Annotated in this window: 12 protein-coding genes, 1 tRNA gene and 1 pseudogene; 9 read left to right on the top strand and 5 right to left on the bottom strand. The window is 71.7% G+C overall.

What is annotated here, in order from left to right:
- Nucleotides 1–35 precede the first annotated feature (35 nt).
- Nucleotides 36–1,562, top strand: coding sequence for an amidase (locus tag VK923_12950; GenBank protein ID HSJ45585.1), 1,527 nt, complete (start codon nucleotides 36–38; stop codon nucleotides 1,560–1,562).
- Nucleotides 1,563–1,686: 124 nt separating this feature from the next.
- Here the strand turns inward: VK923_12950 and VK923_12955 are convergent, their stop codons facing one another.
- The 5 genes from VK923_12955 to VK923_12975 form a co-directional block, all read right to left on the bottom strand.
- Nucleotides 1,687–2,139 (bottom strand): universal stress protein, encoded by a 453-nt coding sequence (locus VK923_12955; GenBank protein ID HSJ45586.1) that lies wholly within the window; start codon nucleotides 2,137–2,139, stop codon nucleotides 1,687–1,689.
- Between the two features lie 94 nt (nucleotides 2,140–2,233).
- On the bottom strand, nucleotides 2,234–2,500 hold the full coding sequence (locus VK923_12960; protein HSJ45587.1) for a universal stress protein: 267 nt from the start codon (nucleotides 2,498–2,500) through the stop codon (nucleotides 2,234–2,236).
- A 926-nt stretch (nucleotides 2,501–3,426) separates the two neighbouring features.
- Nucleotides 3,427–3,912, bottom strand: a complete 486-nt coding sequence (locus VK923_12965) for a RidA family protein (protein HSJ45588.1) — start codon at nucleotides 3,910–3,912, stop codon at nucleotides 3,427–3,429.
- Entirely contained in the window at nucleotides 3,909–4,127 is a 219-nt protein-coding gene (locus tag VK923_12970) for a hypothetical protein (GenBank protein HSJ45589.1), read from the bottom strand. Before VK923_12970 ends, VK923_12965 begins: the two co-directional genes overlap by 4 nt.
- Nucleotides 4,128–4,244: 117 nt before the next feature.
- Nucleotides 4,245–5,690 (bottom strand): NfeD family protein, encoded by a 1,446-nt coding sequence (locus VK923_12975; protein HSJ45590.1) that lies wholly within the window; start codon nucleotides 5,688–5,690, stop codon nucleotides 4,245–4,247.
- A 115-nt stretch (nucleotides 5,691–5,805) separates the two neighbouring features.
- Here VK923_12975 and VK923_12980 point away from each other — a divergent pair, with 115 nt between their 5' ends.
- From VK923_12980 to VK923_13015, 8 genes and pseudogenes are all read left to right on the top strand, one after another.
- The gene (locus VK923_12980) at nucleotides 5,806–6,846 is read left to right on the top strand and encodes an ArsA-related P-loop ATPase (GenBank protein ID HSJ45591.1); all 1,041 of its coding nucleotides are present in this window, start codon (nucleotides 5,806–5,808) and stop codon (nucleotides 6,844–6,846) included.
- Nucleotides 6,843–7,979 (top strand): ArsA family ATPase, encoded by a 1,137-nt coding sequence (locus tag VK923_12985; protein ID HSJ45592.1) that lies wholly within the window; start codon nucleotides 6,843–6,845, stop codon nucleotides 7,977–7,979. Before VK923_12980 ends, VK923_12985 begins: the two co-directional genes overlap by 4 nt.
- Before the next feature lie 129 nt (nucleotides 7,980–8,108).
- Complete coding sequence (locus VK923_12990) at nucleotides 8,109–8,855, top strand: hypothetical protein (GenBank protein HSJ45593.1); 747 nt, start codon at nucleotides 8,109–8,111, stop codon at nucleotides 8,853–8,855.
- Between the two features lie 30 nt (nucleotides 8,856–8,885).
- Nucleotides 8,886–9,101, top strand: a pseudogene (locus tag VK923_12995) (NlpC/P60 family protein).
- A gap of 281 nt (nucleotides 9,102–9,382) precedes the next feature.
- Nucleotides 9,383–11,629, top strand: coding sequence for a transglycosylase domain-containing protein (locus VK923_13000; GenBank protein HSJ45594.1), 2,247 nt, complete (start codon nucleotides 9,383–9,385; stop codon nucleotides 11,627–11,629).
- A gap of 4 nt (nucleotides 11,630–11,633) precedes the next feature.
- Entirely contained in the window at nucleotides 11,634–12,536 is a 903-nt protein-coding gene (locus tag VK923_13005; GenBank protein HSJ45595.1) for a metallophosphoesterase, read from the top strand.
- Between the two features lie 34 nt (nucleotides 12,537–12,570).
- Nucleotides 12,571–12,648: transfer RNA gene (locus tag VK923_13010), tRNA-Pro, on the top strand.
- 117 nt (nucleotides 12,649–12,765) lie between these two features.
- On the top strand, nucleotides 12,766–12,957 hold the full coding sequence (locus VK923_13015; protein ID HSJ45596.1) for a hypothetical protein: 192 nt from the start codon (nucleotides 12,766–12,768) through the stop codon (nucleotides 12,955–12,957).
- The last annotated feature ends 268 nt before the right edge of the window (nucleotides 12,958–13,225 follow it).

A 13,225-nucleotide genomic window follows, 5' to 3' on the forward strand; every position in this document is an offset into this window, starting at 1 on the left:
GGGAGCCACCGTCGCGCCAGGTAGCGTGGGGCCCGATGGACACCTTCGTCGAGTACGAGCAGCACGACGCGGTCGGCCTGGCCGCCGCCGTCCGCGACGGGGAGGTGACCCCGCACGAGCTGCTCGACGCCGCCATCGCACGCATCGAGCGCCACAACCCCGTCGTCAACGCCGTGGTCACGACCGCGTTCGACCGCGCGCGCCGCGCGATCGACGCCGGGCCGCCCGACGGGCCCCTGCGGGGCGTGCCGTTCCTGCTCAAGGACCTGAACCACGCGTGGTCCGGGGTGCGCATGACCGGCGGCTCACGCGCGATGCGGTCCTACATCCCCGCATACAGCGCCACGCTCGTCCAACGCCTCGAGGCGGCAGGCCTGGTCCCGCTCGGGATGACCAACGTGCCCGAGTTCGGCATCACCCCGGTGACCGAGCCGGACCTGCACGGCATCTGCGCGAACCCGTGGGATCCCACGCGGTCGGCGGGCGGATCGTCTGGCGGTTCAGGCGCGGCCGTCGCATCGCGGATGGTCCCCGCAGCCTCGGCGTCGGACGGCGGCGGGTCGATCAGGATCCCCGCGAGTCACTGCGGCCTGTTCGGCCTCAAACCGACGCGGGCGCGCACGCCGAGCGGTCCGGTCGGCGCCGACGGCCTGTTCGGTCTCAGCGTCAGCCACGCCCTGACCCGCTCGGTTCGTGACTCGGCGGTCCTGCTGGACGCGACGCACGGCCCCGAGCAGGGGGACCCTTACGCGGCGCCGTCGCCGGAGCGCCCGTTCGCCGATGAGGTCGGCACCGACCCGGGAACGCTGCGCATCGGCGTGGTCGACGGCGGGATCTTCCACGACGACATCCATCCCCAGTGCCGCGCAGCGGTCGTGTCCGCCACCGACCTCGTCGGCGACCTCGGGCACGAGGTCGTGCCGCTCCGGTTGAACATCGACCGCATGGCCACGGTCGAGGCGATGCTGGTCCTGCTGGCCGCCTCGACCGCCGCGTCGCTCGACGACGTCGCCCGGCTGAACCGGCAGCGCGCGCCGCGTGCTGCGCAGTACGAGCTGACGACATGGGTGCTGGGCCTCGTCGGGGGCAGGTTGACCGGCCGGGAGACGGCGGCGGCGCTCAACCACGTCCGCGCCGTGGGGCGCACCGTCGCGGCGCAGCTTGTCGACGAGCGCATCGACGCGATCCTGACCGCGACGCTGGCCGAGCCGCCGATGCGTCACCGCGCGCTCGACCCCACGCCCGCGGAGGAGCGCGTGCTCAGAGCGCTGCGCCGCGCGCCCGTGCGCCCCGCCCTGCTGGCCGTGTTCCAGCAGCTGGCCCAGCGAGTGCTCGCCGCCATCCCGAGCCTGCCGCTGTTCAACATCACGGGACAGCCGGCGATGTCGGTGCCGCTGCACTGGACGCCTGACGGGCTGCCCGTGGGCGTACAGTTCGCCGGCCGCTTCGGTGATGAGGCCACCCTGCTGCGGCTCGCGGGGCAGCTCGAGGCCGCGCGCCCGTGGTTCGACCGCCGCCCACCGCTGGCGACCGGGGCGCGCAGCCCCAACCGAATCGCCTGACACGTGCCGAGGGTGTCTCGAGGTCCCGCTCGGGGGACGATCGGCGCGTCGTCGGTGCCGGGAGCGGACTTCGACGTCGAGCGCAGACCTCGAGGTGGGGCGCGAACGTCGTGCTCTGCGCAAACTACTGCCCACACCTCGAAGTCCGGCACACAAGGTGGTGTGCCAGACTTCGGGGTGGTGGCCAGCGGTCGGCGGGGGTGCCCAACACCGGACCGCGGGCGTGGTGGAGGCACTGCTGGCTGACCGACCCGAGCAGCGGGCCCCGGAAGCCGCCGCGGCCGCGGCTGCCGACCACCAGCAGCGTGCGCGCGTCGGCGGCGTCGGCGGTGAGCACCTTGGTGGGTGAGCCCGACTCGACGTGCCGCTCGATGGTGACGCCCGACGTATCGCCCGCGTCGGCGAGCAACGTGTCGAGCTTGTCGAGCGCAGTGCCGCTGGCGTGGGACTCAAGCTCGTCCAGCTGCTGCTTCTCGATGCCGGAGAAGCGTCGAACGGCGCGGCCTCGCGCAGCGACCGGTACACGTAGACCGCCGTGAGCGTCACCTCGCCCAGCCGCGCCTCGTCGACCGCCCACCACAGCGCCTGCACCGAGGCGTCCGACCCGTCGACACCGACAACCACCGCGCGCGTGCCGTCGCCGCCAGCGTCGACCGTGACGTGCCTGGGGATCACTGCGACCGGGACGTCCGCGCCACCTGGTGGCTGACGGATCCCAGGAGCAGGCCGGCGAACCCGCCCAGGCCACGGCTGCCGACCACGATCAGGTCCGCCTCACCACGGTGGCGCAGGATCTGCAGGCGGTCGGTCACGGGTCGCGGCGCGTTGCCGATGACCAGCGTGTTGGCGTAGTCGTCGAAGAAGATCACCATGCCCAGCACCGACGTGGCGACCTGCCCGCGTCGCCGGTCCGGGGCCCACGACGTGACGGTTCGCACGATGCCCGCTGTTCCACGTTGCGGGAGATGATGCCGACCAGCCCGCCGATGAGCATCGTGAAGACCACGATCGCCATGTGCCTGAGTCGCCGTCCGGCGGGGCGAGCGCGTCGAGCACCCAGACGTTCGGGACGTCGAGCAGGTCGTCCCACAGGTTCCGTATGGAGAACCCGTAGGTGCCCCACGCGCCTATCCACACGCCGACCAGCAGCGCGGGATGACCTGCCGGAACACGAGCGCGATCGCGATGGCGATGAACGGCGGCAGAAGCGACGTCCATCCGGGAATCGTCCCGGTCGTCGCCTCGTCGGCCGGATCCGACCCGTCGGGATCGGTCGAGAAGTCGACGGCGGAGCCGTCCTCGAGGCCTTGAAGGTCGGCTCGCCGCTTCCGGCCGTGACCTCGGCGACCGCGACCCCGTCCTCGAACGTCAGATCCAGGGCCTCACCGTCGACCTCGAGCTGGACGCTGGCGTCCTCGGCGACGTCCCCAGCGCTGTGACCTGACGTCGGTGGGCACCCCCGGTGAGCAGCTGCCCGGGCAGATCGACGACGTAGCCGACGTCGGCCGGTTGCCCGCGGGCCATCCCCGTGGACCACCACAGGCCGACGATGAGCAGTGCCACGATGCACCCGCGCACCAGCCTTGCCAGGCTCGGACGGCTCCACCAAGGTCCATGCGCGCGCCTTTCGCCAGTCCTGGGATCGGAGGTGGCCTGTCAATGGAGCGACAGGCCCGGCGGGGGCGCACAGGTCGCGGGGCCGCCGCGCGTCGGGTCGGCCGGAAGCGTCATCGACGACACCCCGCCCCGCCGGCGGGCGGCACCCCGAGATCGGCCACCTCGCCGGGCCTGCCTCCCGCAGCACGTGACGCCGGCCCGATGACGGCGGAGGTCAGCCCGCCCATGACGCCGATGACGGCGGAGGTCAGCCCGCCCCGACGTCGACGATGGCCTCGATCTCGACCGGGCTGCCCATCGGCAGCTCCGCGACGCCGACGGCCGACCGTGCATGGCGGCCGGCATCGCCGAAGACCTCGCCGAGGAACTCCGACGCGCCGTTGGCCACGAGGTGCTGGTCGGTGAAGCCGGGGGCGCTGGCCACGAACACGGTCAGCTTGAGGATGCGCCGGACCGCGTCGAGGTCACATCCCGCGGCGCGGACCTGTGCCAGCACGTTCACGGCGCACTGCCGCGCGCACCGCTGGGCGGTCGTGAGGTCGACCGCGTCGCCGACCGGGCCCTGTGCCAGCAGGGCGCCATCGTGCAGTGGCAGCTGCCCGGCCGTGTGGATCAGATCGCCGGCACGGACGTGGCCGACGTAGGCGGCGGCCGGAGCTGGAGCCTCGGGGACCGTGACGCCCAGCTCGGCCAGCCGCTGCGTCGGCGACGCGGTGCCGCCCTCGGCGGTCACTGCTTCGGGCGCTTGAAGTAGGCGACGTTGTCGACGACGGTCACCAGTTCGTAGCCCTCGTCGCCCCAGTTGTTGAGGATCTCCTGGAGGGCGTGGGTGATCAGCGGCGCCGTGGCGTACTCCCACTGTTGCATGGCGTGTGCCTGTTCGTCGGACCGGCGGAACAGCCGCGACCGTAGCGCACCGCCGGCACCGGTCGCACCTGCGGCGCCCAACACCCGTGACCTAACGCTTCGTAGTCAAATTACTACGCGGAATCGGGCCCTTGCGATCCGCAATGGTACCGTGTGCCCCGGTGGCCAGGTGTCACGCCGATGTCAGGCGGAGGGCGGTCAGGACTGGTGGGCGGGAGACTGGGGCTGCTCGGCCTCGACACGCTCGACCGGCTCGACGAGCAGGGTCAGCTCGTCGGCCACCCCGGTCACCCTGACGGAGGTTCCGGTGCGCACCTGCCCCACGTCGTCTGGTGCCTGGGCGCGCCACAGGACGCCTCCCACGAACACGTGACCCTGCGGGTTCAGGACCGACCGCACGACGCCAGTGCGCCCCATGGCGGCCTGCATGCCCGCGCGGTGCTGCACCCCCTGCGCGCGCAGCACCGTCGTCATGATGAAGACGAAGAAGACCGCGGCTGACACCACGACGACCGCGACCAGCCCGCCCGCGAGCTGCACGGCTGCGGGGCCCTCGTACAGCCACCACGACCCGGCCGCCAGCGCGAGCACGCCCACCAGTGTCACCGGCCCCAGGCTCGCGAGCGCGAGGTCCACGGCCAGCAGGGCCAGCCCACCGAGCACCAGTGCGAACGCCCACCACTGGGTGGGCAGCACCGTCATGCCGTACAGACCCAGGCAGGCGAGCACGGCGCCGCTGACGCCTGCGACCCCGAAGCCCGGCTGGAACCACTCGAACAGCAGCGCCACCACACCACCCACGAGCAGCAGGTAGGCCAGCGTGGGCGTCGACACGGTGTGCAGCAGCCGGCCCAGCAGCCCCTGGTTGTTGAACCGGATCGTGGCCGTGACCGGATCGACGGTCAGCTGCGTCGCCGTGCCGTCCGCGCGGGTTACCTCCCGGCCGTCGAGCTGCGCAAGCAACTCCGGGAGTCCGGCGGCCACGAGGTCGACGACACCGGACTCGAGCGCTTCCTGTGCATCGAGGACCGTGACACGGCCGGGGTCGACGGCGTCGGGCAGGGCCGCATCGTCGCTGAGGGCGTCGAGCCCTTCAGGCGCGACCACCAGCGCGCCATCATCGGTCGCGAAGCCGGTGACCGTCGCCTCGTCGCGACCGCGGGTGCGTGCGAGCTGCGCCAGCACCGTCGCGCTGTCCTGTCGCGCCGCCGTCCCGGGATCCTCACCGAGGTCCGCCGGCACCGCGCCACCGAGCACGCTGCCGGGTGAGACGGCCAGCAGGTCGGCGGCCAGGGCGACCTGGACGCCGGCGCCGGTCACACGGGACCCCGGCGGACCCACCCACACGACCACTGGGACAGCACTCGTGCGGACCGCCTCGACGAAGTCCGCGGCGGATGCGGCGAGCGTCCCCGGCGTCGACAGCTGCATGACGACGACCTCGACGCCCTCATCGGCGGCCGTCTGCAGGGCGTCGTCGACGTAGCGGGCGATGGTGCCGTCGAGTGCGCCATCGACCTGCAGGATGTCGATCATGGGATCGGTGGTCTGAGCGGCGGCGGCGGTGTGCACCGCGGCGAGGATGGCGATCAGCATCACCAGACGCCGCAGCCGGCCGCCGACCAGGGTGCGGATGCCAGTCACCCGCTCAACTATAGGGTCCGGCGAGGCCCGCCGGCGCCGTCGCGAGGCGAGCCGGCATCCGGCACGCGACACTGGACACGACCCGCCCCCTGACGACCGAAAGGCCCGCACGCCCGTGGATGCCGGTGCGCTGTTGGATCCCCGGGTGCTGCTCGTGACCGGCAAGGGTGGCGTCGGCAAGTCGACCGTCGCCGCTGCGCTGGCGATCGCCGGCGTCCGCACCGGCCGGCGGACCTGCCTGGTCGAGGTGGAGGGACGCCAGACCATGCGCGGGCTGTTCCACACCGAGCCGTGGGGGTTCGACGAGCGCGAGGTCCGCCAGGACCTGTTCGGTCTGTCGATCGACCCCGAGGCCTCGCTCTCCGAGTACCTGGCGATGTTCTACGGCGCGCGGCGCCTGTCGAAGCTGGTCGTCAACTCGACCGCTGTCGAGTTCGCCACCACCGCTGCGCCCGGCATCAAGGACGTGCTGCTGATCGGCAAGGTCAAGGAGATGGAGCGGCGGCGCGACCCCGACGGCCGGTTCGTCTACGACCTGATCGTGGTCGACGCGCCGCCCACCGGACGCATCGTCAGCTTCCTCCGGGCGCCCGAGGCGACCACGGAGCTCGTGCGCATCGGCCCGGTCCACGAGCAGGCGCAGTCCGTCATGGACCTGCTGCTGGACCCCACCCGCCTGCGCCTGCAGCTCGTCACGCTGCTCGAGGAGATGCCCGTGGCCGAGACGGCCGAGAGCGCCGAGGCGTTGACCGTGCTCGGCGTCGGGCTGAACCCGGTCGTCGCGAACCGCGTGCTGCAGCCACGCCTAGACCCCGCGGCCGCGAAGGTCGTCGACGCCGGCATCACCGACGCGACCCTGCGCGCGGTCCTGGCCGGCAGCGGGCTCGACGACGACGCATCGGTCGCCGCGCTGCGAAGGCTCGGCGAGCGCCACCTGCACCGCCTCGAGCTGCAGGACACCATGCGCGAGGCGCTGCGCGGCCAGGTCGACATGCCCCTGTTCGAGCTGCCGTACCTGCCCACGAGGTCGTTCGGCGAGACCGAGGTGTCACGTCTGGCCGACCACATCTCGGCCGTCGTCGATCCCGACGCCGTGGCCGCGGCCGGCACGGTCAGGTCGCCGGCGGCCGGCGGCGAAGGCGAACCACGGGCATGAGCACGCACGGCCAGCCGTCGCTCGCCTCCGTCGTCGACGAGCGCCATGTCATCGTCTGCACCGGTGCCGGCGGCGTGGGCAAGACGACCACGGCGGCCGCGCTCGGGATCGAGGCCGCGCGCCGAGGACGGCGCACGATCGTGCTGACGATCGATCCCGCCCGGCGCCTCGCGCAGTCGCTCGGGCTGTCGCGCCTCAGCACCGCACCGCGGTCGGTCCGGGACGTCGACGGGCTCGACGCGATGATGCTCGACATGAAGCGCACGTTCGACGAGATCGTCGAACGGCACGCGAGCAGCCCGGACAGGGTCCAGCGGATCCTCGACAACCGCTTCTACCAGCAGCTATCAGCGTCGCTGGCCGGCACGCAGGAGTACATGGCGATGGAGAAGCTGTACGACCTGCACGAGACCGGCAGGTACGACTGCATCGTCATCGATACGCCGCCCACCCGCAACGCGCTCGACTTCCTCGATGCCCCGCGACGTCTGACCGACTTCCTCGAGGGCCGGTTCCTCAAGATGTTCCTGACACCGGGACTGACCGCCGGCCGCTTCGCCACGCGGGCCGTCGGTGTCGGCACCGGCCTGTTCATGCGCGCCGCGTCACGCATCACCGGCGCCGTGGTGCTCGAGGACCTCGCCGACTTCTTCCAGTCCTTCGAGGGCATGTACGACGGCTTCAAGACCCGTGCGCAGTCGGTCTACCGCCTCCTGCAGCAACCCAGTTCCGCCTTCGTCGTCGTGAGCTCACCGGAGCCGCCGGCACTGAGGGAGGCGGGCTTCTTCCTGCGCCGCCTGGCCCGCGACGGCATGCCCACGGCAGGTGTCGTGGTCAACCGGGTGACCGTCGCGCCACCGGGAGCTCTGGGAACGACGGACCGCGCCCGCGTGGCGGAGGTGGCGGCGGGGCTGGACCGCGACGACGACGTCGAGCGGGCGACCGCCGAACTGCTCGACCTCGCACTCGACGCGCGTGACGTCGCGGCCCGCCAGCACCAGGCCATCGCCGCCGCCATGCACGGCCTCGACCCCGGGACGCTCGTGAAGGTGCCCCTGGCCGACAGCGATGTCCACGACGTCGAGGGCCTGCGCTGGGTGGCAGGACGGCTCGTCGGCACCGACGGCGCCTGAGACGCCCGCACGTTCCCTGCCGGACACCCTGCGGACAGGTGCCGGCGCGCGCCAGATGCGGGAACGTGAGTGCTGTCCCCCAGCACATCACCTACGTGGCGGGTCATGCGAGGACGTTCTACTTCTGTCATGGCACTGTGCAGCCTGCTGGTGCTGCTCGTGGTGCAGCCTGCAGGCGCAGATACGCCCAGGCAGCGCCTCGCCCGTGCGCAGGAACGCCTCGACGAGCTCAGCCGTGAGCTCGCGATCCAGATCGAGGAGTGCAACCTGCGCCGCGAGCAGCGCAAGTCGGCCAAGGGCGCTGTGGCGGACAACCGCAGGCGGTACGAGAAGACCGAGAAGCGCCTGGCGTCGGTCCGCGACGAACGTGCGCAGGTGGTCGCGCAGCTCTACAAGGACCGCTCCGTCGGGCAGCAGCTGGCCCAGCTGCCGACGTCGGCCGACAGCCTGACCGACTTCGCCGAGCGTGTGACGTGGCTCGACATCGCCCAGGAGGCTCGCACGACGGCCTTCGAGCGGTTCACCGCGACCCAGGACAGGTTGACAGCCGATGGCGACGTGCTGCGGACCGTGCGCGAGCGGGCCGAGAAGGCCGATGCCGCCGCGCAGCGCAGCTGCGACGAGACCCGGGAGCGGGTCGAGGCCGAGGAGGGCCGGGTCGCCGAGCTGTCCGCCGAGGTCGAGCGCCTCGAGAGCGCCGCCCGCGCCCGCGCTGCCGACGACGAGGCCAACAGCGGATCACCGGCCGCCGCACCCGCACCCGCACCCGCGGTTTCAGGCAGCACGGGCGCCGCCGTCCAGTCGGGCTGGCGCAGGTCGGCAAGCCCTACGCGTGGGGCGGCTCGGGCCCGGGCTCGTACGACTGCTCCGGGCTGACCAGCGCCGCCTCGGCAGCGGGCCGGGGTCTCGCTGCCGCACAGCTCGAGCATGCAGTACAGCGCCACCTCGCGCGTGTCGCGTAGCGCGCTGCAGCCGGGCGACCTGCTCTTCTTCGGCAGCCCGATCCACCACGTCGCCATGTACGTCGGCAACGGACAGATGGTCGAGGCGCCGCGATCCGGCCTGACCGTCCGCGTCGTCTCGACGGACCGGTCGGATTACGTCGGCGCCGGCCGCCCCTGATCGCCGCCGCAACCGTGCGCGGGCCGGACATGGGAATCGCCTGACGCCTCGGCATCCTGCCCATCCCGCCACGTCGGGACCAGCCGCGCAGGCGTTATGATCCTGCCCGCGACCGTGCGCCCTACGGACGGTTGACCACCCGCATGCGATCCGAGACGTACGAGCCTCCACCCGTGCGCCAACAGGCTCCGCCGCCGGCGGAGCCTGTGTTTCCGCGACCGCCACTGCCGCCGGAGCAGCGCCCACCGCGGCGGCGACGACATACGTCCGCACGCAGCCACATGCTCGTACTCGGCGCCGTCCTGCTGTTCCTACTGACGGTGCCGGCGCTCATCGCGCTCGCGCTGTCCGTCGACGCCGCGACCGACCGCATCCTGGGACTGCCCCCGCTGTCCGACGAGCTTGTGGACCCTCCCGAGCGCAGCGTCGTGCTGGACCGCGAGGGCCGGCGCCTGGCGACGCTGCAGGTCGAGAACCGGCGCTCGGTCGACCTCGAACGCGTGCCCGAGCACCTGATCAACGCCGTTCTGGCGACCGAAGACCAGGCGTTCTGGGAGCACGAGGGTGTCAACTGGAGCGCGATCGCGCGCGCGGCGGTCCGCAACGCGAGCTCGGGTGAGATCAACAGCGGTGGCTCCACGATCACCCAACAGCTGGTCAAGAACCGGGTCGTTGGCGCCGAGCAGTCGTTGAACCGCAAGATCACCGAGGCCGTCTACGCCAGCCAGCTCGAGCGCCAGCGCGACAAGCGCGAGATCCTCGAGATGTACCTCAACGACACCTACTTCGGCAACGGCGTGTACGGCATCGCGACCGCCGCCGAGTACTACTGGGGCGCGCCGGTCCGCAAGCTGAACCTCGCCCAGGCGGCGCTGCTCGCCGGCATCATCCGCGCGCCGGAGCGCAACAACCCGGACGACTATCCGGGCAACGCCAGGGCGCGCCGGGCAGTCGTGCTCGAGCAGATGGTCGAGCAGGGCTCGATCACACCGCAGCAGGCCGAGAAGGCCAGTCGCGCGAAGCTCACGCTGCGCATCAAGGACCGTGCGGGCAACAGTGCACCCTTCCTCGTCGACGTGCTGCGCCGCGAGCTCGAGGCCGATCCACGGCTCGGCGACACGCCCCAGGAGCGCTGGAACACCGTCCTCACCGAGGGGCTACGGATCCGCACGACGTTCGACCTGCGTCTGCAGCGGATCGCGGAGCGCACGATCCGTGGGATGCTGGACCAGCCCAAGACCGACCCGATGGCGTCCATTGTCGCCATCGATCCAGAGTCCGGCGACCTGCTGACGGCCGCCGTCGGCCCCAAGCGCTACGGCGACGGTCCGAAGCAGACCGCCATCAACCCCGCCGTGCCCGGGCTCGGCGGCACCGGACGCCAGCCGGGCTCCACCTTCAAGGCCTTCGAGCTCGTGACGGCGCTCGAGCACGACGTGCCGATCACCCACACCTTCGACTCCCAGCCGACCTTCACGTCGCAGTCGCCCCAGTGCCCCCGGTACGACGTGACGAACTACGGTGACGCGAATCTCGGGCTCCAACAGATGGCCCAGGCGACCGCGACGTCGAGCAACACCTACTTCCTGCACCTCATGGACATCGCCGGGGGGCCCGAGGCGCTGGCCGAGACCGCGAACCGGATGGGCATCGACAGCGAGCTGGATCCCGTCTGCTCACTCGTCCTGGGCTCGGTGGAGGTCTACCCGAGCGAGATGGCGTCGGCGTTCGGCACGCTGGCCAACGACGGCGTGCGCTGCAAGCCACACGCCGTCCGGCTGATCAAGGACCGCGACGGCAAGGTCCTGCGCAAGCGCAACGGCAACTGCGAACGGGCGCTCGACGAAGACGTCGCGCACCAGGCCACCAGCCTGCTACGGGGACCGCTGGAGAACGGCACGGCCAGCACGCACGGCCAGATCGGTAGGCCGGCGGCCGGCAAGACCGGGACGACGACCAACGGCAAGGACGCGTGGTTCGTCGGCTACATCCCGCAGCTGTCGGTCGCGACCTGGGTGGGCCACGAGATCCCCGAGACGCTGGTCCACCCTCTGTGCGGCGAGGTCACCGGTGGCTGCCTCCCGACGATGCTCTGGCAACGGTTCATGACCGAGGCGACGGCCGAGCTGGGTCTGCCGCTCGAGGACTTCCCTGCACCGCCACCGCCTCCCACGGCTGCGGTGCCGTCGGTCGTGGGCACGCACGTCGACGAGGCCACGCAGACCCTGACCGGCGCCGGGTTCCTCGTGGGTGTCACTGACGTACCCGGCGACGCGGAAGCTGGGATCGTCGTCGCACAGAGCCCCGACGAGGGGGGCGAGGTCGTCCTCGGCAGCACGATCCAGCTCTCGGTGTCCGATGGACTGGGTATCCTGCAGGAGCCAGAGCCACCGCCGCCCGACGATTCGCCGGACGTGCCACTGCCGCCGGACATCGACGACCAGATCCCGGACGACTGGCCCTTCCCCTTCCCGGATCAACGGCCCGGCACCGGCAACGGCCCGAAGCAGGACCCGCCCCGAGGCTGACCATATGAAGCGCTTGCTGCAGACCGCCGCCACCCTCGCGGTCGTTGGTGCTGCATGGGGGCTGGCCGAGCGCAGGTGGTTCGTGCTGCGCCACCGGACGCTTCCCGTGCTGCGCGGAGCTGACGCGTCGACGCTGCGCGTGCTCCACCTGTCCGACCTCCACCTCGTTGCCGGCGATCGCCGCATGGCGCGGTTCATCCACCAGAGCCTGGCGCACGGACCCGACCTCGTCGTCGTCACGGGCGACATCGTGGGGCACCCGGACGCCATCGACGACGCCGTCGACCTCCTGGGCGCGGTGGGTGCCGACCGACCGGCCGTCGCCGTGCTGGGATCCAACGACCGCTACGGCCCCGTGCTGCGCAACCCGCTCCGGTACCTGGTGAGCCCCACCCGCACGCATCCCGGTGTCCGGCTGGACACCGAGCACCTGGTGGTGGGGCTCAAGGAGGCGGGCTGGCACGTGCTACGCAACGAGCGCACCACCGTGCGGACCGCGATCGGCGACATCGACGTCGTTGGCCTCGACGACCCGCACATCGGCGCGGACAGTCCCGACCAGGTCGACTGGACACCCCACGCGGGCGACGGGCCGCTGCGCCTCGGCGTCGTGCATGCGCCCTACGTCGACGTGATCGACCGCTTCGCGGGGGAGGGCCTCGACCTTGCCCTCGCCGGCCACACGCACGGTGGGCAGGTGCGCGTACCCTTCGTCGGTGCGCTGACCACCAACTGCGACCTGCCGCTCGACATGGCGCGCGGCGCGACCCGCTACACCGACCGGATGTGGCTGCACGTGTCCGCAGGCCTGGGCACGTCGCGCTTCGCGCCGGTGCGGTTCGCCTGCCGTCCCGAGGCCAGCATCCTCGACCTCGTGGGCCGCCGGATGGCCTTCGACGCGCTTTGAGTCGGATGTCGCGGCGGGCTACCCTGTACGCGCACGGGATGTAGCGCAGCTTGGTTAGCGCGCCACGTTCGGGACGTGGAGGCCCCGGGTTCAAATCCCGGCATCCCGACCATCACACCACCCCATCTCAGCAGGTGGCCGCGCCCGGTCGCTCAATGTTGTGGGATCAGGCCTTTAGAGCGCATGCCGCGGGGAAGGACTCCACCAGTCGTGCGAACGGGGGCGCGTGATGAGCCGTGCGTGGAGAGCCGGGCTGCTGACGCTCGGGTGGCCGCTGCTGTTGGCGCCCGCCGCGAGCGCTGCTGAGTCGACCGGCGTCGACAAGGCGATCAACGACGCGCTCGGACCGTTCGCCGAACAGGCGGCGACCGTCGTGTTCTGGGGCCGACGATCGGCGAGACCCCGCGTCCGTTGGTCGTGATCCTCCTCGTCGGTGGCGCGATCTTCTACAACAGGTTCATCAACCTGCCGGGGTTCCGCCACTCGATCGACGTCACGCGCGGCACCTACGATCCGAGCGACCCCGGTGAGACGACCCACTTCCGGGCGCTGATGACGGCGCTGTCGGCGACCGTGGGGCTCGGCAACCATCGCAGGCGTCGCCGTCGCGGTGTCTCTCGGCGGACCGGGCGCGACCTTCTGGATGGTGATCGCGGCGTTCTTCGGCATGTCGACGAAGTTCGTCGAGT

The organism is Euzebyales bacterium (assembly GCA_035461305.1).
In the GTDB taxonomy this organism is placed as follows: Bacteria; Actinomycetota; Nitriliruptoria; order Euzebyales; family JAHELV01; genus JAHELV01.